This window comes from Nocardia brasiliensis IFM 10847 (genome assembly GCF_000710915.1).
GTDB classification, from domain to species: Bacteria; Actinomycetota; Actinomycetes; order Mycobacteriales; family Mycobacteriaceae; genus Nocardia; species Nocardia brasiliensis_A.
On the sequence record NZ_BAUA01000174.1, the window covers coordinates 69,024 to 93,540 of the forward strand.

At 64.3% G+C, this 24,517-nt stretch carries 26 protein-coding genes; 17 read left to right on the plus strand and 9 right to left on the minus strand.

Going from position 1 to position 24,517, the window contains the following annotated elements; translation table 11 throughout:
* Positions 1 to 356 precede the first annotated feature (356 nt).
* Entirely contained in the window at positions 357 to 1,982 is a 1,626-nt protein-coding gene (locus NBRGI_RS33720) for a DUF6119 family protein (protein WP_029901228.1), read from the plus strand.
* Positions 1,983 to 2,087: 105 nt separating this feature from the next.
* Here NBRGI_RS33720 and NBRGI_RS48300 read toward each other — a convergent pair whose 3' ends face one another.
* Positions 2,088 to 2,243, minus strand: a complete 156-nt coding sequence (locus NBRGI_RS48300; protein ID WP_158439964.1) for a hypothetical protein — start codon at positions 2,241 to 2,243, stop codon at positions 2,088 to 2,090.
* Between the two features lie 1,062 nt (positions 2,244 to 3,305).
* Here NBRGI_RS48300 and NBRGI_RS33740 point away from each other — a divergent pair.
* A complete protein-coding gene (locus tag NBRGI_RS33740) occupies positions 3,306 to 3,839 on the plus strand; it encodes a helix-turn-helix domain-containing protein (RefSeq protein WP_029901231.1) in 534 nt (177 codons plus the stop codon).
* Between the two features lie 76 nt (positions 3,840 to 3,915).
* Here NBRGI_RS33740 and NBRGI_RS33745 read toward each other — a convergent pair whose 3' ends face one another.
* The gene (locus tag NBRGI_RS33745) at positions 3,916 to 4,833 is read right to left on the minus strand and encodes a universal stress protein (protein WP_029901232.1); all 918 of its coding nucleotides are present in this window, start codon (positions 4,831 to 4,833) and stop codon (positions 3,916 to 3,918) included.
* Between the two features lie 167 nt (positions 4,834 to 5,000).
* Positions 5,001 to 5,405 (minus strand): GbsR/MarR family transcriptional regulator, encoded by a 405-nt coding sequence (locus NBRGI_RS33750; protein WP_081878348.1) that lies wholly within the window; start codon positions 5,403 to 5,405, stop codon positions 5,001 to 5,003.
* Between the two features lie 140 nt (positions 5,406 to 5,545).
* Here NBRGI_RS33750 and NBRGI_RS33755 point away from each other — a divergent pair, with 140 nt between their 5' ends.
* The 5 genes from NBRGI_RS33755 (at position 5,546) to NBRGI_RS33775 (ending at position 10,163) form a co-directional block, all read left to right on the plus strand.
* Entirely contained in the window at positions 5,546 to 6,445 is a 900-nt protein-coding gene (locus NBRGI_RS33755; protein ID WP_029901234.1) for an ABC transporter ATP-binding protein, read from the plus strand.
* Entirely contained in the window at positions 6,435 to 7,226 is a 792-nt protein-coding gene (locus NBRGI_RS33760; RefSeq protein ID WP_029901235.1) for an ABC transporter permease subunit, read from the plus strand. Before NBRGI_RS33755 ends, NBRGI_RS33760 begins: the two co-directional genes overlap by 11 nt.
* 111 nt (positions 7,227 to 7,337) lie before the next feature.
* Positions 7,338 to 8,324 carry a potassium channel family protein gene (locus NBRGI_RS33765; protein ID WP_029901236.1) on the plus strand — a complete coding sequence of 329 codons (987 nt, stop codon included), beginning with the start codon at positions 7,338 to 7,340 and terminating at the stop codon, positions 8,322 to 8,324.
* A 205-nt stretch (positions 8,325 to 8,529) separates the two neighbouring features.
* The gene (locus tag NBRGI_RS33770) at positions 8,530 to 8,997 is read left to right on the plus strand and encodes a GbsR/MarR family transcriptional regulator (protein ID WP_029901237.1); all 468 of its coding nucleotides are present in this window, start codon (positions 8,530 to 8,532) and stop codon (positions 8,995 to 8,997) included.
* A gap of 8 nt (positions 8,998 to 9,005) precedes the next feature.
* On the plus strand, positions 9,006 to 10,163 hold the full coding sequence (locus NBRGI_RS33775) for an FAD-dependent monooxygenase (RefSeq protein WP_029901238.1): 1,158 nt from the start codon (positions 9,006 to 9,008) through the stop codon (positions 10,161 to 10,163).
* A 33-nt stretch (positions 10,164 to 10,196) separates the two neighbouring features.
* Here the strand turns inward: NBRGI_RS33775 and NBRGI_RS33780 are convergent, their stop codons facing one another.
* Positions 10,197 to 10,553, minus strand: coding sequence for a hypothetical protein (locus NBRGI_RS33780; RefSeq protein WP_029901239.1), 357 nt, complete (start codon positions 10,551 to 10,553; stop codon positions 10,197 to 10,199).
* Positions 10,554 to 10,998: 445 nt separating this feature from the next.
* Here NBRGI_RS33780 and NBRGI_RS33785 point away from each other — a divergent pair, with 445 nt between their 5' ends.
* A complete protein-coding gene (locus NBRGI_RS33785) occupies positions 10,999 to 11,451 on the plus strand; it encodes a CBS domain-containing protein (protein WP_029901240.1) in 453 nt (150 codons plus the stop codon).
* Positions 11,452 to 11,476: 25 nt separating this feature from the next.
* The gene (locus NBRGI_RS33790; RefSeq protein ID WP_029901241.1) at positions 11,477 to 12,766 is read left to right on the plus strand and encodes an SLC13 family permease; all 1,290 of its coding nucleotides are present in this window, start codon (positions 11,477 to 11,479) and stop codon (positions 12,764 to 12,766) included.
* Positions 12,767 to 13,240: 474 nt separating this feature from the next.
* Here NBRGI_RS33790 and NBRGI_RS33795 read toward each other — a convergent pair whose 3' ends face one another.
* The 3 genes from NBRGI_RS33795 to NBRGI_RS33805 all read right to left on the minus strand — a co-directional run bounded on the left by NBRGI_RS33795 (position 13,241) and on the right by NBRGI_RS33805 (position 14,950).
* Entirely contained in the window at positions 13,241 to 13,912 is a 672-nt protein-coding gene (locus NBRGI_RS33795; RefSeq protein ID WP_158439966.1) for an NAD(P)-binding protein, read from the minus strand.
* A gap of 122 nt (positions 13,913 to 14,034) precedes the next feature.
* Positions 14,035 to 14,469: a hypothetical protein gene (locus tag NBRGI_RS45650; protein WP_051728234.1), complete on the minus strand. Its 435-nt coding sequence runs from the start codon at positions 14,467 to 14,469 to the stop codon at positions 14,035 to 14,037.
* A gap of 76 nt (positions 14,470 to 14,545) precedes the next feature.
* Positions 14,546 to 14,950, minus strand: a complete 405-nt coding sequence (locus NBRGI_RS33805; RefSeq protein ID WP_148311053.1) for a hypothetical protein — start codon at positions 14,948 to 14,950, stop codon at positions 14,546 to 14,548.
* Positions 14,951 to 15,330: 380 nt separating this feature from the next.
* On the opposite strand from NBRGI_RS33805, the gene NBRGI_RS33810 reads away from it, so the two are divergent.
* Positions 15,331 to 16,872 carry an alanine/glycine:cation symporter family protein gene (locus tag NBRGI_RS33810; RefSeq protein WP_029901245.1) on the plus strand — a complete coding sequence of 514 codons (1,542 nt, stop codon included), beginning with the start codon at positions 15,331 to 15,333 and terminating at the stop codon, positions 16,870 to 16,872.
* A 130-nt stretch (positions 16,873 to 17,002) separates the two neighbouring features.
* Here NBRGI_RS33810 and NBRGI_RS33815 read toward each other — a convergent pair whose 3' ends face one another.
* Positions 17,003 to 18,460, minus strand: a complete 1,458-nt coding sequence (locus NBRGI_RS33815) for a SulP family inorganic anion transporter (RefSeq protein WP_029901246.1) — start codon at positions 18,458 to 18,460, stop codon at positions 17,003 to 17,005.
* Between the two features lie 110 nt (positions 18,461 to 18,570).
* The gene (locus tag NBRGI_RS33820) at positions 18,571 to 19,233 is read right to left on the minus strand and encodes a hypothetical protein (RefSeq protein ID WP_148311054.1); all 663 of its coding nucleotides are present in this window, start codon (positions 19,231 to 19,233) and stop codon (positions 18,571 to 18,573) included.
* Positions 19,234 to 19,517: 284 nt separating this feature from the next.
* Between NBRGI_RS33820 and NBRGI_RS33825 the strand changes: the two genes are divergently transcribed.
* From NBRGI_RS33825 to NBRGI_RS33855, 7 genes are all read left to right on the plus strand, one after another.
* Positions 19,518 to 20,027 (plus strand): MarR family winged helix-turn-helix transcriptional regulator, encoded by a 510-nt coding sequence (locus tag NBRGI_RS33825; RefSeq protein ID WP_029901248.1) that lies wholly within the window; start codon positions 19,518 to 19,520, stop codon positions 20,025 to 20,027.
* Positions 20,024 to 21,241 (plus strand): multidrug effflux MFS transporter, encoded by a 1,218-nt coding sequence (locus tag NBRGI_RS33830; RefSeq protein ID WP_029901249.1) that lies wholly within the window; start codon positions 20,024 to 20,026, stop codon positions 21,239 to 21,241. Before NBRGI_RS33825 ends, NBRGI_RS33830 begins: the two co-directional genes overlap by 4 nt.
* A 402-nt stretch (positions 21,242 to 21,643) precedes the next feature.
* Positions 21,644 to 22,342, plus strand: a complete 699-nt coding sequence (locus tag NBRGI_RS47770; protein WP_148311055.1) for a hypothetical protein — start codon at positions 21,644 to 21,646, stop codon at positions 22,340 to 22,342.
* Between the two features lie 34 nt (positions 22,343 to 22,376).
* The gene (locus NBRGI_RS33840; RefSeq protein ID WP_148311056.1) at positions 22,377 to 22,703 is read left to right on the plus strand and encodes a hypothetical protein; all 327 of its coding nucleotides are present in this window, start codon (positions 22,377 to 22,379) and stop codon (positions 22,701 to 22,703) included.
* Entirely contained in the window at positions 22,696 to 23,019 is a 324-nt protein-coding gene (locus tag NBRGI_RS33845) for a hypothetical protein (protein WP_029901252.1), read from the plus strand. The genes NBRGI_RS33840 and NBRGI_RS33845 overlap by 8 nt, the downstream gene beginning before the upstream one ends.
* A gap of 2 nt (positions 23,020 to 23,021) precedes the next feature.
* Entirely contained in the window at positions 23,022 to 23,804 is a 783-nt protein-coding gene (locus tag NBRGI_RS33850) for a hypothetical protein (RefSeq protein WP_029901253.1), read from the plus strand.
* Between the two features lie 161 nt (positions 23,805 to 23,965).
* A complete protein-coding gene (locus tag NBRGI_RS33855; protein ID WP_029901254.1) occupies positions 23,966 to 24,454 on the plus strand; it encodes a hypothetical protein in 489 nt (162 codons plus the stop codon).
* Positions 24,455 to 24,517 lie beyond the last annotated feature (63 nt).

Genomic DNA, 24,517 nt, shown 5'->3' on the forward strand with positions numbered 1-24,517 from the left:
AACTGATCGGCAACACGATGTTGTCAGACGGCGTGCGAAGGGTGGTCCACGGTCGGTACAGAGGAACGTCGCGGTGGAGCGGGATGCAGGGACTCAATGGCTTGAAAAAGACCTCGAGTCGGTTCTGGTCTGACGGTCGTTGAATGCATATACGCGCGCGCGGTGTGTCGCTAATCTGTTGACAGAAGATCGCTGTGGATGTGCCCGCAAGTTGAGTAGAAGTTCTGAGAAATGAACTCTAAGAGTAAGAGAATTGCCGTATGTGGGCGGCGAGTATGGGGGTTGACGATGAACCTTCGCCATTTCAAAAGCTGGACACGATTGCGTTGTGCCCCCCGAGCAGGGGAGGTGCAATTATGCGTGTGACGGTGTATCTGTTACGCGAGCATGCCGAGTTGGCGGAGACCAGCCTGCGGCAGCCCAGCGCGTACAAAGAGTGGTCGCTGGTGTCTGCTGAGGCTGGCGTGCAGTGGCGACTGTTCGTCTATCAGGGTCGCGACAAGCCAGTCTGCTGGCACGACTACCTAGCCCCTTTGTTGGATCAGGCTGATGGCGGTGAGCCGATCACTGGCAAGTCGGCCGGGGCTGTGCTGCTGGTCCAGGCGCACGCCCGAGTCTTCGCCATTACCTTCGGATACGGCTTCCAGGCCGTGGACAAATCTCTCATCGAACACGACTTCGGGCTGAAGGTGGCTGCGAATTCGATAGATCCGGATCGAGTCAACCTCGCCGACACGCGAGGGCTTGGCAAAGGCCGACGCAACGCGTCGAGTCGCCTGCCAACCCCTAACGAGGTGTTCGCTCTCGGGCTGCTAACGGATGAGGAATGGATCCGCCGGTTCGGGGGCGAGGTGAAGATTCCGGGATTCGCGAAAACGGTCAACGGTTCCGATGCTCTCCAGCTGAATGTCGATAGTTTTGATTTCCAGGCGCTGTCGGGCACATTGGGAAAGGCGCTCGAGCTCTACAACTCTGACGAGTACAGCTCGCTCTTCCCGTTCTTGGACTACTTTCGTCGAGAAACCGACAAGGAGAAGATTGCGGAGCTGGACGTGGAGATTGCCGAAGCAATGCGCCGTCGAGAGCAGACGGTCGGATTTGCGCTACCCGACGACTCCGATCTCGTGGCTGATTGGTTCCGGCTGTCACGCCGCCGAGCTTGTGCGGAGCTGCCGGAGTTGGTGGCAGAGGACATCTATGGCGCGATCGATGGCTTGAGCGGGTGGTCGGATCCGTTGAATGAGGTCAAGGTTCAGGCATTCGACCTGACCGGCGAATCGATCAATCTCAAAGAGCCGCTGCGGAATTACGTTGTCGGTTCGGTCAACAGCACCCGCAACGGGCGTGCTCAGGACTACGTGCTTACTGCCGGCGCATGGGTTCGCATCAGTGGCGATTATGTCGCGTTGGTCGACCGCTACGTGCGCGACAACATAGTAGATATGACGACGACCTTGAATCTGCCGGGATGGGATGATCGGTACCTCGTCGACAACAACGTACCCGGTACATACGGAGAGCAGCGATATAACAACTGGCTCGGCCAAATGCTTTCTGACACAGTTGTTCTCGATCGACAGCTGTACCGCGGCCGGCCTGGAATGCGGGTCGAGGTCTGCGATGTGCTGATTCGCGGCAAGATCTTGTTGTGCGTCAAACGAATGGATGGTTCCGACAAGATGAGCCATCTGTTTCAGCAGGGCTCGGTGTCAGCTCGGATGCTGTTGGATGACAACGACTATCGGGCGAAGGTCATGGAGGACCTACATCGCATCGATCCTACGGCCGAGTTCGGGTCGGCAAACGAGTGGACGGTGGTGTACGGGATCGCAACGAGTAAACCTGGGAAGCTCGCGGACATCATGTATTTCTTCTCGCGAGCGGCGTTGAAGATGCACGGTGAAGCAATTGGAGGGCGCGGTATCAAAGTCGCGATCGCTAAGATCGACCATATTCCATCGCTCGGTAAGGTCTTGGCCTGAAAGTGGCGCTCAGCAAATGTGCAGGTACGCGATAGGAAGGGCACGATTTCCGTTGGGAGTGTGTGAGCTCGAGGAGTTCTCGGGGCGGAGACTTATCGGTCCCGGCTAAGGATGTTGCCGGACGGTCAATTTGGCCGCGGTCGCGGCGAGTTGCCCGGTGATCTCCGAGGGCACGATCTGGATCAGGTTTCCTGATATGAGCGTGATCATCGCGACCTCGGAGGTGGCGTCGATCGGCCGGGCGGGATGCCGCACGCTCACTGCGGTGCCGTTTACGGCATGGTCTGCTCCGTTCAGTGTCAGGACGAGTGTGATTGTCTGCGAGGCCGTCTGGTCGACCGGTACGAGTGTCACGTTGTAACGGCGGACCGGGCCGTGTCTGGAGCGGTTCGAGTCCGGGTAGGTCCCGCATCAGCTGATCGATCGCCGGTGGGTTGCGGGTACCGCGCCGACTGGATACCGCTGCTCGGACCGTGGTAGTCGGCACGGCGTGCATGCGGTTGGTGGCGATGTTCCCGGTGCCGGTCAGCTGGCCCGCGGGTGGGCGACGAAGTAGAAGGGCGGATCGCCGAAGGAATTGTGTCCGGCGCCGGTGATGCTCGCACCCATTCTGGAAAAGGTGGCGTGTATCGGCGAGTCAGCCAATCGGAGATGCGTCTCGGGCAGACCGCGGTCGTCGCATGGTCGAGTGACGACACAGCTGTGATCCGAGGCGATCGGCAGTCGAGGCTTTGGGCGGTCTTCCTGGCGTGGCGGAGGCTGAGGTCCGTCCAGATTGAGCGATCCGATACAGCGCCTTTCGCGGTCGCGGCCGATCGCTGCCAGCATGCCGCCGAGCGAGTGACCGCCGAACACTGCGTTGTCTGGATCGAGGGCACCGCCGCTCCGCTGCACTCGTGATCGTTGCGATCACGGTGTCCGCTTCGGGTGTGCTGATCAACAGCTCGGCATAGCCGAGTTCGTGTGCGAAGTCCTCGCTCACCCTCAGGCGTACTGCGGGAACCCAGCGACGAACGCTGAGAAAGCGGTGCGTCCGAGTGCCGATACCCCAGCGGCCGAGTTTGAGCACGCCGGTGACGACGAGCCCTGCGCGCCCGCCTGGCGCGGCTGTGTAGCGGGTGGGTCGCACGACCCGTTCCGCCTCGCGGATCTCGGCGAGCGGTACGGACAATCGCGTGCGGCGACCAGCGAACGGGCGCTCCCACCAACCCAGCTCTACTCGCACCTGCGTGTCATCGACGTATAGCTTTGCCATCCGAGTGCCCGTTCTGTATCGATATCAGTTCTGGCATTAATATCACTAATGATACCAAAGGGGCAAGGGTGGCCGAGCCGGAGAAACCGTCACTCGCATCGGTGCTGCATCAGCCGGTGCGCTGGCGGATCGCGCAAGCGTTGATCGGCCGCGAAATGACGACGGCGCAGCTCGCGGCGCACCTCGACGACGTCGCGCACGCGACGCTGTATCGACACGTCAACGTCCTGCTCGAAGCGGGCATCGTCGATGTCGTCGCCGAGCGGAAGGTCCGGGGAACCACCGAGCGCACTCTACGGCTGCATGTCGAGAATCCCGCCGCGGCAAATAGCGAGGTCGTAGGGGCCGATGAGGTGCGGGGGTTCTTCACCGTATACGTCGCGGGCATAGCCGGCAGCCTGGATCGTTATTTGCAGCGCGACGACATCGACCCGGCTCGTGACGGTCTCGCGCTGCGGCAGAGTGCGCTCTGGCTCGCCGACGATGAGATGGCGGAGTTCTCCGAACGGTTCCGGCAGTTCCTCGAGCCTTATCTCAGTGCGCAGGACAATCCGAACCGAAGCCGCCGCATCCTGTCGACGATCCTGATGCCCGACGCCTGAGCGATCGCCGAATCCGCAACGCACCCAACGGCGTTCATGCCCGCGCGGCCACGAAGACCAGGCCCGGGACGTCTGGCTACGGTTTGTGGGTGACCATGACCGGGCACTGTGCGTGCTGCACCAGGAAGTTGCTGGTGGAGCCGAGCACGAGGCCGGCGAAGCCGCCCCGGCCCCGGCTGCCTACCACGATCAGCTGCGCAGACTTCGACCAGTCGAGCAGAATTTCTGACGGTCGAGACGCGGAGACCTCGGATACGAGGGTGACGTCGGGATACTTCTCGGGCCAGCCGGCGAGGCGCTCGGCGAGGATGGCATCTTCCCCCGTTTCGGAGTTGGGCCCCATGAGCCCGACGTTGAGGTGGCCGGCGAACTCGCCGAAATGCCAATCGCTCCAGCAGTGCACCGCGACCAAATCGGCGTCGCGCTCCGACGCTTCGGCGAATGCCGCCGCGATCGCTACCTCGCTGAGTGGGCTGCCGTCGACGCCGACAACGACCGGCCCTTCGCGCCGGAGGTCCTGTCCGGGCGCGTCGCGGACGACGACGACACGGCCGTGGCTATGGCTGGTGACGGCGAGCAGGGTGGAGCCGAGGTGGGCGAACTGACCGGCGTTTCCGGTGGCGCCGAGGACGAGCGTGTATGCCGATAGCGAAAGCTCGATGAGCGTTCGTGCCGGGTTCGATTCGGCGAGCTCGGTGGTGATGTCTGTGTCGGGCGCGACCTCGTGGGCTAGCAAGCGTGCCTCGGCCAGGGTATCCGCTGCGCGTGTTCGCATTGTGTCGAGCACCGATGGCGAGAGCATGTCGTAGCCGCCGAGCATGGATTGGGTCGCGACCAGATCGAGTCCGTGCACGATGAGCAGCCTGCGGTTGCGTTGTGCGGCGAGCTCGGCCGCCCAGCGAACCGCGAGCTTGCTGCCCGCAGAACCGTCGACTCCGACCACCACGGGCGCCGAGGCCAAGTGGTGCGGATTCTCATTGGGCACAGGGCTCATGGCGGGCCTCCGGTCAGCAGTCATTCGGGTACTCATACGGTATGTACCGGCGAGTCGATCCCACTGCTGGCGTTGGTCCTCGATCAATGGGTCCACGGTCGTCCAGATCGGCTGACCTGCGCCCTGTGGTCGGTCCCACGGTCTTCGAGGAACTGCCTGCTGGACTGTTACGGGTGCTCGGCGGTGTACCTTTCGCGCCACCGGTCGATGAGGGGGACCAGCTCGTTGGTCATGTAGGTGTAGAAGTCCTGCATCTCGTGTAGCCGCCGGGCGGAGACGGTATCCGCCGCGGTGGCATCGAGGCCTTCCTGGGCGGCGTCGCGCATGGTGGCCAGCATGGTGTTCTGCTGTGACATCAGCGCCGCCCATGCGCCCGCGCGGAATCTGTAGTGGTCGCGGCGGCTGCCGGGGGCGGGTACGCGTTCGATCAGCCCGACGGGGATCAGATGTTTGATGGCGGTGGACACCGCGCCGGAGCTGATCGCCAGTTCCTCGCACAGGTCGGCTGCAGTCATCGTGTCCTGTTCGGTGTAGAGCAACGCTGTCATCACCCGCGCGGTGGAACGCTGCATGCCGCCGCCGTCGGACAAGGTCAGGGCCAGCTTCTCCGCCGCGGCCCGCAAGCGCTCGTTGGTTCCCACCCTGGAACTCTAGCAAAGCTCCATAAGTTCTGAATATTTACAGATCTCTGAAAGCTGGATATCGTCATCTCATGGTGAAAGCTATTGAGCTGTACGAGCTCAGCAAGTCCTACGGGGCATCCAGAGGCCTGGCTGAGCTTTCTCTAGAGGTGCAGCGCGGGGAGGTGTTCGGCTATCTGGGCCCGAACGGGGCGGGAAAATCCACGACCATCCGCCTGCTGCTGGATCTGATCCGGCCGACCGGTGGCTCCGCGCGGGTGCTCGGTCTGGACCCGCGGATCGATGCGGTCGAGCTGCACGCGCGAATCGGTTACCTCGCGGGCGATGTCGTGGTGCCGGGACGTCAGCGGGTAGGTGCGGCGCTGCGGTTCTTGGCGCGACTGCGTGGCGGCGTGGACCCCGCGCGTATCGATGGGCTGTGTGAGCGGCTCGAGCTGGACCAGTCCGCGCAGGTGAAGAGCTTGTCGAAAGGTAACCGGCAGAAGCTGGGCCTGGTGCAGGCGTTCATGCACGCCCCGGAGTTGCTGATCCTGGACGAACCCACCTCGGGTTTGGATCCGCTCGGGCAGCAAACGTTCCTGGACATGGTGGCCGAGGCCGCGGGCAACGGGCAGACGGTGTTCATGTCCAGCCACATCATGAGCGAAGTCGAAGCCGTGGCCGACCGGGTCGCGATCATCCGGGCGGGTCGGCTAGTCGCGTTGAACACGGTGGCGGGGTTGCGCAGCAACGCTGTTCGCGATGTCGAGATCGTCTTCGCGGCGCCGATCCGGGCCGCGGAGTTCGCCGCTGTCCCGAATGTGTCGGCCGTCGAGGTGATTGAGGCGGTCTTGCGGTGCAAGGTGACCGGTAGCCCCGACGCCCTGCTGCGAGCCGTGGTCGGTCATTCCGTCGTGGCGATGTCGGTCACCGAACCGGCGCTGGAGGATCTGTTCCACGACTACTACACCGGAGCCAGCGATGCTGCCTGAGATCTACCTCCGGACTGTTCTCGATCACCGCCGCGCCACAGTCGCCTGGGCGGTCGGTATCGCGGCGGTCGGATTGATGTATGCGAGCTTTTACCCGCAAGTCTCCGAAGGCGGTATGGCCGACTCGGTGGCGAACTATCCCGAAGCCATGCGCGAGGCGCTTCGGTTGGACGATATGTCCTCCGCTGCAGGCTATCTCGGTTCCAGCGTGTTCGGGCTGCTGCTGCCACTGCTGGCGATGATCTACGGAGTCAGCTTCGGCGCTCGTGCGATCGCGGGGGACGAGGAATCCGGTTACCTGGATCTGTTGCTGGCCTACCCGGTCAGCCGCGTCGGGCTCGCGCTACAACGGTTCGCGGCGCTTGTCACCGGGGCGGCGATAATCGGGCTGCTGGTGTTTCTCGGCATGCTGGCCATCCGCTCCGGCGCCGACCTCGACTCCATCAGCGTCGGCGAGTTCGCCGCGCAGTGCGTAAATCTGGTCTTGCTCGCGATCACCTTCGGCGCCTTGGCAATCGGCCTGGGTGCCGCGACCGGGCGGCGAGGGCCGGTACTCGCCGGCGCCGCCGGGCTCGGGGTGCTCACCTACGCCGCGCACAGTCTCGCCGGAATCATCGGCGTGAGTTGGCTGCGATACCTGTCGCCGTTCCATTACTACATCGGCGGTGAGCCCCTGCGCCACGGTCTGCAATGGCGGGATGCCGCAGTTCTTGCGGCGATTTCGGCGGCTTTGGTCATAGCCGGGGTGTTGCGGTTCGATCGGCGCGACCTCAACGTCTGAGCTCGATCGGTGTGCTGCTCGGGCGCGGGCCGAGCAGCGCACCGCGTGCGCCGGTACGACGTCTGCGCGTGGACCTGATGTCGGCGCGTGGGGTGATGTCACAATCGTCGGGTGAGCCCGTCGCGCCGCCTCAGTCGTGTGGTGCTGGCGTTCACCCTGGTGACCTCAGCGGGCACGGCGGGTTATCTGATCCTGGGATTCGGGTTCCTCGACGCGCTCTACCAGACGGTGACGACGATAACGACCGTCGGATTCCGTGAAGTCCAGCCGCTGACCCCGGCGGGCCAGATCTTCACCATGGTGCTGATCCTTGCCGGTGCGGGAACGGTCTTCTACATGTTCGGCGTCCTGCTCGAGGCACTCATCGAGGGAGACCTGCACACCCGTTGGGAGCGGCAACGAATGAACCGGCAGATCCAGCGGATGCGCGGTCATGTCATCGTCTGCGGCTGGGGCAGAGTGGGGTGCTCCACCGCGCAGTACCTCAGCAGCCTCGGTAAGACGATCGTGGTGATCGATCGTGATCCGGAACGGCTGCGGGGGATCGAGTTCGCCAGCATCCTCGGTGATGTCACCGATGACAGTGTGCTGGCTGCGGCAGGTATCGAGCACGCCTACGCCTTGATCGTCGCGCTGGACAGCGACGCCGACAACGTCTACGTGACGTTGTCGGGGCGAGCACGGCGGGCGGATCTGGTCATCGTCGCGCGGGCGCGCACCGAGAGCTCGCAAGCGATCCTGCTTCGCGCGGGCGCGAATCGGGCGGTGAATCCTCAGCTGATCGGAGGCCGCCGTCTGGCGGCGTTCGCGCTGCAACCGCACGTGGCCGAGTTTCTCGATGTGGTGATGCACGAAGCTGCCCACGAGTACCGGATCGAGGAGATCGCGATCGACGCCCGGTCCGCACTGATCGGCCGATCGCTGACCGACACCGCACTGCGGCGTGTCACCGGTGCGCTGGTGGTGGCGATCCGAACGCCGGAAGGCAAATTCATCGCCAACCCCACTGACGACACTCCACTGCATCCCGCCACGATCCTCATCGTTCTGGGCACCCCCGCTCAACTCGACGCCGTCAGGACCTTCGCGGCGAACTAGCCGTCGGCGAACTCTGCCGCGGGTTGCCTGTCGCGTCCGAGCTTCGAGCGCATCACGGGTTCAGGTCGTCTCGGCGAACGTTAGACGTCTTCGAACCCTCCGCTGACGATGAGCTGGTCTCGCAGCAGATGCGATGGCGCGCGCACTAGGCTACGCTGATTTTAGTCATTACTAAAATGTTCAGTCATTAGCGAAAGTGGGTGCGATGACCGACCTCGGCGACGCGGAACGCGAGCGGCTGATGGAGTGGGTCGAGCGGCTGACGGCCTTTCTTGCCCAGGACGGAGTTCCGCCGATCGCGGGCCGATGTTTGGGCTGGTTGATGGTGTGCGATCCGCCGGAACAGTCCGCGGCCGAAATCGGTGCGGCGATCGGCGCCAGTCGCGGCTCGCTGACCACGAACTTGCGCGTGCTGATGGCCATGGGGTTCGTCGACAAGCGAACTCGGGCCGGTGAACGCACCGCGTACTACCGCGTCGACGACAACGCATGGCAGCGCGTCGTCCAACGACAGGTCGCGGGGTTGGCAGCGTTTCGGGAGCTCGCCGCCGACGGCATGACATTGCTCGGCCCTGGCACCGTCCGATCGGCGCGAATACAGGAGGCACACGACACCTTCGACTGGATGGCGAAGGTGTTCGACAACGCACCCGCACGACCCTCGAACAAGTAAACGCGATCATGAACCGGTCAGCGATAGTGGTCGGCGGTGGTATCGGCGGACTGACCGCCGCCATCGCCCTGCGACGGATCGGCTGGGACGTAACCGTCCTGGAACAGGCATCCACGCTCGGCGAGGTGGGCGCTGGAATGTCGCAGTCGCCCAATGCCCTACGCGCCTTCGACGCGATCGGTGTCGGCGAGCACGTCCGCCGGGCCGGCGTTCCGTTCCACGCCCCCGACAACCTGCGCACTCCGTCGGGTGAATATCTCATCCGGGCACAGCGGCCCGATCGCAGCACACCGCTGCTCGGGTTCCACCGAGCCGACCTGCACCGGGCGCTGCTCGATCAGGTTCCACCGGGCTGCGTGCGCACCGGCGCCGAGGTGACCGACATCCGGCAAACCGCCGAGCGGGTCACCGTGATCTGCCAAGGTGAGCAACTCTGCGCTGATCTGGTGATCGCCGCCGATGGCGCGAACAGCACCGTCCGCCGAGTGCTGTGGGCGGACGCCCCGCAGCCTCGATTCTGGGGCAACACCGTCTGGCGGTCCATAGCGAAACTCGATGGCGTCCAAGGAAGTTTGACCATGAGCCGCGGTCAGAACTTTCTGATCATGCCGGTCAGCGACGGCCGGGCCTACTGGGCACTGTGGGCCCGCGCGGAACGAGCGGGGATTCGCTACGACAACGAACTCGCCGAAGTACGTCGACGCGTCAGCGGGTGGCACGATCCGATCCCCGCGCTACTGGACGCCACCCCGGCCGATGCCGTGCTCCATCACGACCTGGCCGACCTCGAGAAACTATCGACGTATGTGCAAGGCAGGGTGGCGTTGCTCGGCGATGCCGCGCACGTGATGCACCCCGACATGGGGCAGGGTGCGGGTCAGTCCGTCGAAGACGCGGTCGTACTCGCAGCCGCGCTGGCCGAGGCCGACACGGTCACCGAGGCGTTGACACGCTACGACGAGCAGCGCAGGCCCCGCACGCAAACCATCGTCGGACAAGCCCGGAAGAAATCACTGTCCGCCACCTCGCCGAACCGCTTCAGCTACCACACACAGAACCTGATACTGCGCATGATCCCGGACTCGAAGTGGCCCAACCTTGCCGAACGCGCACTCGAACCGGTCTGGAACTGGACGCCCCCGCAACTTCCCAACCGCCACAACTGATTTCACGCACTTCGGGGCAGGTGGGGTGGTCGCTCAGTTCGGGATCGGAGGACCGGGCTCCCAGCCCATCGCTTCGCGTGCCTTCCCGATGAAGTACAGCCCACTGCGAGCGGTTTCGCGCGCCACCCGAACCTGGCCGAGGGTGGTGGCCGACGTCAGCTGAGTGCGTCCGGTGTTCAACCGGTCGGCTGCCTCGCCGAGCATGTCCACGGCAGCATCGTCATCGAGCGCGAGCACTGTGAGCTCGCTGGCCACCTGATCGAGATGGCGGCGAACCTCTTTCTTTGCCTCGGCTACCCGCTCGGCGTTGCCGGACCATTCCCGCGAGATCCACCAGGCGACCAGCGCGAGAAGCGCGATGACCAGAGCAACGAACAACAGACGGCCCACACCTCGAGCTTACGGGCGACCCACTGGCGGACGGGACGACTCGCAGCTGCGCGACCGGGTGGTGTGCGGTGGTAGCACGAGAAACGGCGGCGGCTGTGCTCGCGTTCTTCGGCGGTGCCGGTATCCGAACGGGCGTGCAGCGCAGTGCGCGCGCGCCAGTTTGTAGTTCGTCACCGTGGACGGTTCGGACGTGCGCGATCACCGGTTCCGTCGCTGTCTCGGCGTCCGCGCGGCGGGGGTGTCCGGTTTGCTCCCGTAGGACGTTTACGGCATCTTTACGGGTGGTGTGCCGGGAAGTCTGGTCGGCAACCCGGCTCGTGACCACGGGGCGGGCGGTCCGGCGATGGGGAGTGCGGGGTGTGCGCATCAGGATGTTGCGCGGCGATGTTCGCCACTACCGGCGAATGCGCGGCATATGTGGTCGTCGGAGTCGTATCGTGCTGGTGTGCAGGCACGTCAGATCGCCGAGGACTACCCGTCGGTGACCAAGGATTCCGATGCGCTGGCCGCGGCGAAGCTGCTGGCCGAGCATCGGCTGCCCGGAATCGTCGTGACCGATGGCGAGCGGGTGCCGCGTGCGGTGCTGCCGGCGTCGCAGGTGGTGCGATTCCTGGTCCCCGGATATGTGCAGGACGATCCGTCGCTCGCCGGGGTGCTCTCGGAATCGGTCGCCGATCAGATCGCGGATGCGTTGCGCGGCAAGACGGTTGGCGAAATGCTGCCCGAGCTGAAAGCGAAGCCGGTGCTGCCGGTCGTCCGTGCCGACGACACGGTGATCGAGGTCGCGGCGCTGATGGCGCGCTCGCGCTGTCCTTTGGTGGCGGTGGTCGACGGGAAGCAGATGATCGGAGTAATCACCGCATCGCGGCTGCTTCAGGTGGCGCTGGCCAAGACTTGACCTGCGCCGTTGTGGCGGTGACGAGGTGACTGCGGTCGCGTTGATCACCTTCGTGGTCGCCTACGCGTTGATCGCCACCGAACGTATCCACAAGACCAAGGCGGCGCTCGGTGGCGCGGCGGTGGTGCTGGCACTGGGTGTCCTCGATTCCGGTGAAGCGTTCTTCTCTCACGACACCGGTGTCGACTGGGACGTCGTGCTGTTGTTGTTCGGGATGATGATCATCGTCGGGGTGCTGCGGCAGACGGGGGTCTTCGAGTACGCCGCGATCTGGGCGACCAAGCGCGCCAAGGGATCGCCGGTGCGGGTGATGATCCTGCTGACCTTGATCACCGCCGTGGCGTCGGCGTTCCTGGACAATGTCACCACCGTGCTGCTGATCGCTCCGGTCACCGTGCTGGTCTGCGATCGTCTCGGTATCCGGGCCGCACCGTTTCTGATTGCGGAGGTACTGGCGTCGAATATCGGTGGTGCCGCCACGTTGATCGGTGATCCGCCCAACATCATTATCGGCAGCCGAAGTGGGTTGTCGTTCAACGACTTCCTTGTGCACATGACGCCGATCGTGGTGCTCGAACTGCTCGTGTTCACACTGGTGTTGCCTCGGCTTTTCCGCGGGTCGTTCGACGTGCGCCCGGATCGGATCGCGGAGGTAATGGCGTTGGACGAGGGCGAGGCCATCCGCGATCGTCAGTTGCTGATCAAGTGCGGGGCGGTACTGCTGGCCGTATTCGCCGGTTTCGTGGCACATTCGGCGATCCATGTCGACCCCGCGGTGGTGGCGCTGCTCGGTGCGGGAGTGCTGGTCGTGATCTCGGGGACCGAACCCGGCGACTACCTGTCGGGGGTGGAATGGGAGACGCTGCTGTTCTTCGCCGGACTGTTCATCATGGTCGGCGCGCTGGTCAAGACCGGCGTCGTGGCGACGATGGCACGCTGGGCGGCCGAGGCGACCGGTGGTCGTGCGCTGGTGGCGGTGCTGCTGATTTTGGTGGTGTCGGCGGTGTTGTCAGGGGTCATCGACAACATCCCGTATGTGGCCACGATGAGTCCGCTGGTGGCCGATCTCGCGGGGACGATCGACAACCCGGTGCACGCCGACGCGCTGTGGTGGTCATTGACCCTGGGATCGGATTTCGGCGGCAACCTGACCGCGGTCGGCGCCAGCGCGAACGTGGTCATGCTCGGTATCGCCGCGCGTGCGGGTGCGCCGATCTCGTTCTGGGAGTTCACCCGTAAAGGTGCGGCGGTCACCGCGATCACGATCGCTGTCGCAGCACCCTATCTCTGGTTGCGCTACTTCGTCTTCGGATGAGCCCGCTACGATCTGAGCGGCGGTGCCCACACCGGGTTGGTGATGGGCAAAGACAGTCGCGCGGCAGATTTCTGGCGCTTCGAGTTGCTGGTTGCCGCGATCCGCGCACAGCATCCTGTCGAAGCCATCCCTCTTGTGACACCGTTTCTGGTGCGAGGAGCACGCGAGGATCGTTGACCGACTCGGCTTGCTGATTCCGAGATCGCTGTGGCCGGGCCGCTCGCGCGAGTACTATCGCTGCACTGTCGGCTCGACGAAAGCGTCGAGAATGCTGAGCGCCGTCGAGGAGCATCTGCGATGACCGGAGCTGTGCAGTTGGCTGCTGTTGCCGTATTCGTCGGCATCGCTGTGTTCTTGCGGTTGTGCAATCGGCGCAGTGCGAGTCCGGACGCGGATTCGATGCACAGTTTCGGGCGAGAGGGGTCGGCAAATCACCTTGGTAGCGATGAGTCGGCGAAGGGTTGATTGCGCGACCTAATCCGTCGCGGCCGCTACGCTGCCGTTCGGTTCCCGTGGTGGCCACGCCGCTCGGATCACCAGCAATCGATCTGTGGCACGCAGTGGTGCGGTGTCAGGGTCATCGCGCCAGCGCAGACCGCTTCCGTGGATGACCGCCAGCACGAGAGATCCACAGCGGGCCGGGTGTCGTCCGACTTCGTTCGCGCGTACCTGTCGCTGTGCCACAACCCATTCCGGGTGTGTCCAGAGCGCCCGCCGAAACTCCGTGAGCAGTCCGGGACGGCGTGAACTCAGCCCGATCAGCTGCCCGACCAACTTGTCGGTGACGATGACCTGGTCAGCGCCGAGGTGCTCGGCCACTCCCTTCCAGCCGGCGGCGCGCAACGATGTGCAGATGACGGCGTGGTCGTTGAGCCCACGGACAGCGGAAGTGATGCGCACCGCGTCGCTGTCTCGGGCGACGGCGATGGATACGGTCTCGGCGCGGCTCACTCCGGCCTGCCGCAGGACCTCGAAGTCCTGGGCGTCACCCAGGATCGAGCGTGCCCCGTCGCTTCGGGCTACGGCGGCGCGCACTGGATCGATATCGATGATGGTGAGGCCGGATCCGGTTTTGGCGGCGGCGATTACGTGCGCGGCATTGCGGCCGACGTTTCCATAGCCGATGACGATCGAGTGTGCGGTCAATCCAGGCTCCTGGTCTGTTCGGCAACGTGTCATCAACTCGCCGACCAGGCTTCCCGGCACTCCGGGCGCATACAGTAGCAGTTCGAACCAGCCTCGAGCGGCTCTCAGCAGGATCGGCATGTTCAGCGGGTGAGCAGCAACCCGATACCGACCAGGAGTAGCGGAATCAGGACGGCCGCACCGACTATCGCGAGCACCGCGCCGCGTCCTGGGCGTTGCTGGGGCTCGAACCCGGCTGCACCGGGGGAGTAGATGGTGTAAGGCGAAGCGTAGTAGAACGTGATCGGCCCATGGCCGGCGTCGATATCGATCCAGGCCTGGCCGACCCGTTGCCACGCGTACTGCGAAAACAGCGCTACGCGGTACTGTCCCTTCGGCACCATCAAGTGGTTACGTCCTTGCATCAACGAATAACGCAACCCGTAGCCGAAGTCGGCCACCGTGGTGAGGCGTCGTGTGCCGGTCGTGACCGGCGCGCTCGTCTCGATGACGACGGCGACCGCGGGTACTGGCGCGGGTCGCTCGGATAGCGGTCCGATCCCGGGGGTGAATATCATTGCAGCCCTTCGACTGTCGGTGCGAGTGGTGCGCGGTCGACGCCCGCCGGCCGTGCGCAGGACCGGCGCGCACAATTCATGCCGGCGGACCGCGTCGGCCGTCGGCTATCCGAACCAAGCCCCACGCGCCGATGCCTACCGCGACCACAATCGCGGTTGCGATGCCGATGCCGGTCATCACCGCTTGCGTGCCGGTCAACGGGGCGGTGGTCGGTGTGTCGTCGCTGTCGAGCCATAGGGTGAGACGCTCACCTCTGGATGCCGTACGCGGCACCTCGACCGTCGCGGTCCCGATACGACCGTCGCTGCTCCACTGGGTACGCGCACGATAGCGATATGAGCCGGTCCGCTGCGGATCCTCGAGGAGCGTGGCCTCCGCGGACCGTTTGGTTGTGTCGGAACGGGTTTCGGCGATGATCGCCGAGCACGACGACGCTCCGGTCATCGCGGCGATCGGAATGCAGGCCAAGACGAAGGTCAACGCGGCGACCTGTCCCGGCGAGCGGCGCCGAATCGGCAAAAGCCGCCATCGATCTCGACAGCGCGCCAGTATCCGGCGCATCCGGGGACCGTGGAGACCCATCAGCGCCGCCGTCTCGGCCCGGCAGCGGGGGGCATGATCCCGCCGTTCCCGCACATACCTGTAAAGATGCCGTATAGATCGTTGCAGAAGCAAGCTGCGATAGAACTGGCCTCGGTATCTCGCCACTGTCGCACAGACTATTCGCGTGCGGCGTCGTAGGTGCGCGACAGCAATGCTTGCACCCCTGTTACACGGTGGTAATCGGCGGTAACCGTGTTGTCGCGCGGCATATGCGAGTATCCTGCGTCGACGTCGTTACCCCGATGGGAGCAAGTGTCTTGAGTGAATTCCTAGCTACCATAAGTGGCTATATATGGAGCAACGCGCTGATCTACCTGTGTTTGGCAGCCGGAGTGTATTTCTCGGTTCGATCCAGATTTGTTCAGGTGCGCCAAGTCCCGGAGATGATCCGGTTGATGATGAAGGGGGAGAAGTCACCCTCGGGCGTCTCGTCTTTCCAAGCGTTGACCATGTCGTTGTCCGGGCGGGTCGGCACCGGCAACATCGCGGGTGTGGCCACCGCGATCGCTTTCGGCGGTCCGGGCGCGTTGTTCTGGATGTGGGCGGTGGCCTTCCTCGGGGCGTCGACGTCGTTCGTCGAGTGCACCCTGGGGCAGATCTACAAGACGCGTGATCGCCTCACCGGCGAGTATCGTGGCGGACCTGCCTACTACCTGAGCAGGGCGATGGCGCACACCCGCGCGGCGTCGCTGTTCAAGGTGTACGGGATCGTATTCGCGGCGGTGACGGTGCTGGCCTGTGGCCTGTTGCTACCCAGTGTGCAGTCCAACTCGATGGCCTCGGCGATGCACCAGGCGTGGGGCGTGCAGCAATGGGTGGTCGCCGTGGGCACGGTCATCGTGCTGGCGTTCGTCATCATCGGCGGAGTCAAGCGCATCGCGGCGTTCGCGTCGGTGGTGGTGCCGTTCATGGCGGTCGTGTACATCGCTTTGGCGCTGATCATCGTGCTGGTCAACGCCACCGAGATACCCGAAATCCTGCGGATGATCTTCGCGAGCGCTTTCGGCGTCGACTCGGCTTTCGGCGCGATCATCGGCACGGCGATCATGTGGGGCGTCAAGCGCGGGGTCTATTCCAACGAGGCGGGTCAGGGGACCGGTCCGCACGCGGCGGCCGCCGCGGAAGTGTCGCATCCGGCCAAACAGGGACTGGTGCAGGCGTTCGCGGTCTATGTCGACACCTTGTTCATCTGCACCGCCACCGGTTTCCTCATCCTGTCCACCGGCGCCTACCGGGTATTCGAGAACGAGAGTGCGACGGGACCAGTGTTGGCCGAGGGTGGGGCACTGCCGTCGGACGCGGCGGTGGGGCCGGCATTCGCCCAGGTGGGCTTCGATACCTTGTGGAGCGGTGCCGGAGCGACCTTCGTCGCGGTCTCCCTGGCGTTCTTCTGCCTGACCACGATCATCGCCTACTACTACATGGCCGAGACGAACCTGCGTTTCCTGCTCGGCAAGTCCTCGACGATCCCGGTTCCGCTGATCCGCGGCACACTCGGGTCGAACTCCACGCTGCTGTTGCAGGCCTTGATCCTGGTCTCGGTGGTGATCGGCGCGGTATCGACAGCGACGGACGCTTGGACTCTCGGCGATATCGGCGTGGGGTTGATGGCCTGGCTCAACATCATCGGCATCCTCATCTTGCAGCAGCCTGCCTACAAGGCGCTGCGCGATTACGAGCGCCAGCAGCGAGCGGGAAAGGACCCGGTCTTCGACCCGCGGGCGTTGGAAATTACCGGCGCGACATTCTGGGAAAGCTATAAACCGGCCAGCGAAACGAAGGCCGATTCCCGAGTCTGATCCCACGCCGAAATGCGGGTGTGCGTGCCGCGCACCCGCATTTCTATGTCCACATCATGGATTGTGGCAACTCTTCGGCAAAATTAGGATATCTGCAGGAAAGATCCCTTTCTGGTATCTGTCAGCCGGGCTAGGCCGGATTGCCTACAGCCGTCCACCGGTGGCGCTGTTCCTCGGTGGCCAAAGCGGTGATCTTGGTCTCGATATGTGGCGGCACATCGGTGATGTCGAGGCGGACACCATCTTTGTCGGAATGGTCGATAAAGGTGAGCAGCGCTTTGGCGCCGGACATGTCCATGTAGCCGACATCCGCCAGCGACAGCGACACTTCGGGCTTGTCGGTGCGCAGCGTCGTGAACACGTGGTCGGCGGACAGGAACGACAGCGGCCCGTGGATGCGATAGCTGGTGCCGTCCTGGATGAGCGCGGCTTTGCGTTGCCGCGCCTGCACCGCGTGGACGAGCAGTGAGAGCAGCACGCCGACCGCCACCGCCGCGGTCAGATCGACCACGACGGTGATGATCATCGTGGTGAACAGCACCACGACATCACCTTTCGGCGAGACATGAGCTTTGCGCATGGTCGCCCAATCGAACATGCCGAAGGCGGTCATGATCAGGATGCCCGACAGCACGGCCAGCGGGATGTACTGCACAACGACGCCGAGCCCGGCGACGAAGATGAGCAGGATGACGCTGTGGGTCGCGGCCGAAATCGCTGTGCGGCCACCGCTTCTGATGTTGACCACCGACCGCACCGTCGCGCCGGCGCTGGCCAGACCACCGAACAGGCCGCTGGCGATATTGCCCAAGCCCTGTCCGATGAGTTCTTTGTTGCTGCGATGGCGAGTGCCGGTGATGTTGTCCATCACCACCGAGGTCAGCAGCGAATCGATCGATCCGAGCAAGGCGATGCTCAACGCCGGCAGCAGCAGTGTCAGCAGTAGCGAACCACTCAGGTCGGGGGTGTTGAGGGTGGGGATGGCCTCAGGGATCTTGCCGATGTAGTCGACCGCGGTGTTCAGCGGAATCGGGCCGAGGCGGACGTTGTCCAACGCGCTCGCGGTCAACGGCAGAACCGCGGTGATCGTCGCCAGCACGATCAAGCTCGCCGGGATCGACTTGATCAACCGCGCCGAGATCAGCATCAGCACGATGGTGAGCGCAACCAACAGGAAACTCTTCTGCGCCTGGTCCAGCTCACCGAGGATGATGATCAACGCGATGCCGCCCATGAAGCCCGAGACCACCGGATGGGGGATGAACCGGATGAACGAACCGAGCTTGCACAGTCCGAACAGGATCTGGAACCCGCCCGCCATCACGAACGCGATAAACGCGGCCTCGAGCCCGTGCGCCGCGATGACGCCGGTCGCGACCACGGTGATCGGCCCGGTCGGTCCGGTCACCTGCCCAGGGGTGCCGCCGAAGACCGCGGCGAAGAAACCTGCGAAGATCGCCCCATAGAGGCCTACCAGGGCGCCTTCGGGCGTTCCTGTCGCGGTGATCCCGAACGCGATGGCCAGCGGCAATGCCACGATCGCCACCGTCAATCCGGATAACGCCTCCGTGGCGATACGTTGCAACACGAGTCGAGCACCTCGAATCCAGCAGTCCAACCAAAGTTCGGCTCGCAACGAACCCAACTGCCGACCAGACTTCCCGGCGCTCCTAACCGTAAAGATGCCGTAAAGACCCCCTAAAGAGCAAGCCCGACCGGTCGGTTATGTGTAACTGGGGACCGCGTGCGGCGGTCACCGTCAGAGCAATCCGACGGTGAACCCCTCGTCGGACACGCCCCGATAGCGCGGGCCGGCGAACTCCCGCAGGGCTTCGTCGAGCCGCGGGCCAGGCCACGCGAGTCAGGGATGTCGCCGAATGGCACCCGGTATCCATTTCGAACCCGCTGCAACTCCCACAGTCGCTCCATCTCGGGATGGCGCTGCCGGAACCCGGGGTCGGTGGGAAACAAATCGAGCCGCACCATCGCCGAGGAAACGAGCTTCCTCGGATTGCGATTGACCGTGCGCGACACCGAGATCGCCGCCAACTCGGCCCAGGCGATCGACCACGAGCTCCCGCGGGGATCGATCCATCGGACACCAGCCTGCTCGATCACCAGCGAGCGAGGTCGAGTGAGCACCTGCCACAACAACACTGCGATCACCGCGATCAGCAACAGCAGCCCGCCGACGACTCCGGAGGCCACCGCCACCCCGGCCCCTCCGGATACCCGCCCTGTCAGCCCGGCTGAGATACCGAGCACACCCAGTCCGCCACAGACCGTTATCGCGGCCGCGGACTTCGCCTTGACGCCGTGTGCCAAGTCGATCACTACCGGCGGTGGTTGCTCGCAGTACATCCCAGCAGCGTATGCGCCGGAACCAAGGTCGCTGCTCTTGCTGAGGACGATACGACTATCGGGCGGTGCGATGGTGTACCCACCACTTTCGGAAGGTCTGCACGTCTCGCCCGCGACCGCGACACCCTCGATCCCCATCGGCTACCGAATCGGTGTGAGATCGCACCACGTACCGAAGATCGCGGTCCAGCGCAGATACGATCCCAAATTACTAAGCACAAACATGCCTATTTATCGCATCTACCGGGTTGACTCACAGAAATAGCAAGCGATAGCTTGTAATAATGGATGTCGAGAGCGAGCGTGCCGCCGAGGATCTGCGGTTGGCCGAGTCGGTGCGGTGGGCGGTATCGCGGCTGTCGTCGCGGCTGCGCGCGGAGCAACCCGGCAGCGGGAGACCGTTGACCCGGCTGAGCGCGTCGGTGCTGGCGAACCTCGCCCACAGCGGGCCGCTGACGGCGTCGAAGCTCGCGGCGATCGAGGGACTGCAGGTGCAGTCGCTGACCCGTGTCCTCAACGAACTCGACGACCTCGGCCGCATCCGCCGCTCCCGCAGCGACACCGACGCCCGCCAGCACGACATCGTGATCACCGAAGCGGGACACGAGGCACTGCGCGAGCACGTGCGCGACGGCAACGCCTGGCTGGCCACCGCGCTGCGCCACACCCTCAGCGACGCCGAACGCGGTGTATTGGCCATCGCGGCTGGACTGCTGCGCGACCTCGCCGACACCGACACCCCACCCGGCCCCCGGGCCCCGTCTCGGGACGACGGCGCGGCACCGGCGCTATGACCACCCATCGCGCACCGGCGACGCGGTCGAAACCGGCAGCGGGACAACGTATTCGACTGCTTCTGGTGCTCGCCGGGCTCAGCGGTGCGGCGCCGCTGGCCACCGATATGTACGTGCCTGGCCTGCCGGACCTGGCCACCTCGCTGGGCACCGACGCCTCCGGCGCGCAGCTGTCGCTGACCGGATTCCTGGCGGGAATCATCGTCGGACAACTGATCCTCGGACCGCTCAGCGACGCAACCGGTCGACGCCCCGTCCTGTTGGCGGGCACCGCCGGATTCACCGTCCTCTCCGCGGTCTGTGCGCTGGCACCCACCATCGCGGTCCTCGACCTGGCACGGTTCGGGCAAGGTGTCAGCGGCGCGGCTGGGATCGTCGTCGCCCGCGCCGTGGTCGCCGACCTGTTCGACGACCACGACATCGCCACCATGTACTCCCGCCTCGGCGCCATCACCGCCGCCGCCCCCGTCCTCGCACCCATGGCTGGCGGAGCCCTGCTCCTCGCCCTGCCCTGGCGCGGAGTCTTCGCGGTACTCGCCGCGTTCGGCCTGCTCCTCGCGCTCGGCGTCTGGCGGTGGATCCCCGAATCGCATCCTCCGCAGGCCCGGCTGACCGGCGGTGTCACCGGCGGCCTGCGGACGGTCGCCGCCCTGGCCACCCGCCGCGCCGTCCTGGCTCCCGTACTGGCGTTGTCGTTCGGCGGCGCAGCGGTTTTCGCCTACATTGCCGGTACGACCTTCGTCTTCCAGGACGTCTACCACCTCACCCCCGCCGCGGCCAGTCTCGTCTACGGCGTCAACGCCATCGGCAACATGCTCGGCAGCCTCGCCTGCGGACGACTCGTGAAACACCGGCCACCGGAAACACTGCTCGTCGCCAGTGCCGCAGTCGCGGCGGCCGCGGCGGCTCTACTGTTCCTCGCCTCCGTCACTACCGATAGCCCTTTGGCCGTCACCTGGGGATGTCTTCTGGTGTCGCTCACCGCATTCGGTGTCTTCTTCCCCGCCGTGGTCACCATCGCCCAGCAACGCGGACGCACCGCCCCCGGCGCCACCTCCGCCCTCCTCGGCAGCGGGCAATTCCTTCTCGGCGCCGCAGCCTCCCCGATCGTCGGACTCTTCGGAACCCACACCCCCGCACCCATGGCAGCGGTCATGACCCTCGTCCTTACCCTGGCCACCCTCGCCGCACTCACCACCACCCGCTGTCGATAGAACGCAATTCGACAACCGGCGATAGGCCGTTGCGAGGATGCGACCGAATCCGGATGTGTCGGCGCCGAGGGCTCGACTGTCATCTCGGTATCTGATCGGGGTGCATCGCCACATCGCCACTGTAACGGGCGCTCGGTGTGAGCACGATCGACGAAGATGCGGGCGCGGTTGCGCGGTAAGGCATTCGAACTTGTCTGGCTCGGATTGTCTGTCCCACAGGCGGATTCACGCCTAGTCTGTGGTGCGGAGGTGATGGTGCCGGGGCCAGGTCAGCGCGCTGATCGAACGCGCACGAGGTACTGAGCGCGTCCCGCGTGTGGAAGTGCGCGACGACTGCCGGGCGGTCGCGAACGTAGGCTGCCACGCCGCACGTGGTGCTCGACCGATGCCGAAGCCGGGCAAGTGACCAGCAGGGATGGACTGGCGACTGATCATCGCTATAGTCTGCGTGTCCGCGAGACCGACGCGGCCACACGGAACTGGGGGCGGGATGCTTGTCATCGGCAATTCGAAACAACATGCGGTAGCAGCGGTTATCTGGTGGAGGAGTCGATAGTGGCGGTTCAGGGTCACTACAACCACTTCGACGACCCCGATGAATTCTGGGACGAGGAACCCCTCGAAATTCGCAGGCCATCTGTACCCCATCCTGCGGTGCCCGTATCACGATCTGCGGTCGAGTTCCGGCCTTTGGTCGAGCCTGTCCCCACTCGTCCTTCCAGTGCGCGGCCCGAGCGAGGGGAATCCGTCGAACCCGATAGCGGTGGATCGGTCGAGGACGTGGACCTGCAGCAGGACCAGTTCGAGCGCTTGCGAGCGGTAGCTCGGCGCCGGATCGAGGCAGTCATGGCCGAGGTCCGTATGCAACAGTTCACCGGGATATCCTCGGACCGGACTGCTACCGCGCGCGTTTCGAGTAGCGGCGTCGTTCTCGATATCGAGTTGTCGAACGGGTTCGGTGATCCGCGACAGCCGCAGTGGCTGGTCGCGGAAGGGATCGACTCGGCCGCCCGCGCCATCGTGGAGGCTGTCAACGCGGCCCGGGTCGCCGCAGCGCAGGCCGTTGCCGGAGGCTTCTCCGACGAATTTCGTCATCGATAGAGGTTGGTCCAAGGATGCGGGAAGGACAGCTGTGATGGACTTCGACAATCTCTACCATTTTACGCAGGAAATGAATAAGAACTGGCGTGCTCTGATCGATGACATCGATTCCGGGCGATATCACGAGAAGCGTGCCGCCTCGAGCCGCCAGATCCCCGTCATCGACCCAGATTTGGGGCACTCCTACGGGTTGCTGTCTGTCGACGGAAACGGCTTCTTGCAAACGATCGGCCTGAGCATCGACGACGTCGTCCAGTCCAACGAGGCCGACGTCCTGCGGGCGATTTGTGCGGCGATCAACTCACCCGCGGCCCGGCCGGCGCCGGTGCTGTCCGATGAAGGGGGCAATCTTCATGGCTGACCAGGATTTCCACGTGGTCCCCGAGGCGTTGAAGCTCGAGGCCGAAGAGGTCAGGCAGACCTCCGGACATTGGGACGCCGCCAAGGACAAGATTCAGGGCACTCCGATGGACCTCAACGCACTCGGCTCCTTCGGCAAGGACAACGCCGCGAAGTTCAATCTCGCCACCGCGCGGCTCGCCACCAAACTGCGCGAAGGCTCGGCCTCCATCCAATCCGCCGCAGACGGCCTGAAAACCTGTGCAAACCACTTCGAGAGCTTGGATGCCGACTACTACCGGAAATTCGGCTACATCGACGCACAAGTGGGGTACTGACCGTGGGAGACAAGAAGGGCTTCGCAATTCCCGCGGACCGAAACCCCAACGGCCTACCCGCGGAGTTGGTGTTCCCCTGGGAACAGGCAGCCTATGTGGTGAATTGGGCAGAAGACCTGGGTGTCGACGGACCGGTGCGCGACCGGATGAGCACCATTCAGAAGATGCTCGGCGATCCGAGCAAAGTTTCCACCGTCCTGGCGGCCTGGCAGGACTCGGTGTCCGAGCTGACCAAGGCGGTCGACGGCAGCAATGACGGTATCGGACTGGCAACTGCCAACGAGAATCTCAAAGCACGATGGGCCGGTTCAGCCCGAGATGCCGCCGTGGACTACGTCGATCGGCTCGCCACCTCGACCCGATCGAACAACACATTCATCTCCCAGATCGCCGGCTACCTCAACGACCTGGGTGCATACTGCGCGACGGCATATACCAACGCCACAACCAGTGTGCACTCGACAGCGGCCAGCCTCGCGCAATACGAGTCGGCACGCAAGAAGGCGCAAACCAACGCACTGGTGGTCATCCTCACCGGCGGAGCCGCAGGCACGGACAGCTACCAGAGCGCCGCATTGGACTTCGTTTCGACATTCATGACCGACACCAAAACACTCATCGACAACCTGAGCAAATACATGATCGACACCGGCGGCAAAATAGACGACGTCATCACCAAGATCAACCTGATCGAGGTTCCCGCCGCCATTGCGCCCGCGGCGTTGACCGTTTCCGGATGGCAGCCCCGCAATCCGACGGGTCCAGGTTGGGGGACGCCGTCGTGAGGCGCGTGCGGGTGTGGTCACGGGTTGTCGTCATGGCGGCGGCGTGCTGTCTGGCTGTCGCGGGTTGTGGGACAACGACATCGGGCAAAGACAAACCGGCACCGCCTTACGACAGTCCACCTGCCGATTGTGTTCCCGTCCAAGGCGTCAGCAGAGGGGCTGTGTCGAATTTCGCTGGGAACCTCTACGACCCCAAGGTCGAGTTTCGGAGCGAGCGGCCTGGATACGAGTCCGCGAAGGTGTTGACCTGTTTCGGCGCGTACACCACCGAGCAAGGTCAACCAGCTGCGGACAATACCGGCCCGCGGTCCAGCACGGTATTCATCACGATCACAGTGCGGCACGCCGACAACTCGGGTAGCAGCGACGCCGTGGAGTCCGCGAAGCGAAGCTTCACGAGCTACCGCGATGAACATGCCCGATTCGCCAAGATCATCAGAGGTCTCGGTGACGACGCGTACACCTCGAAGGAGACCACGGACACCGATACCAGCGCTGAAGTGGACTTCCGTGTCGGCAACGCGGCATTGCATCTCCGGCTGAACCGTAGCTACGCACAACATCCGACACCACAACAGGAGTCCGATGTCGAATCCAACGCATTGGCACTGGCACGCGCGCTCGCGGACGGCATGGACACCTTCATGTGATCCGAGTCGGGTACGCCTGCGCTCCCGGCTGCTGGTCTTGTTCGACGGATGGCGTTCCAATGC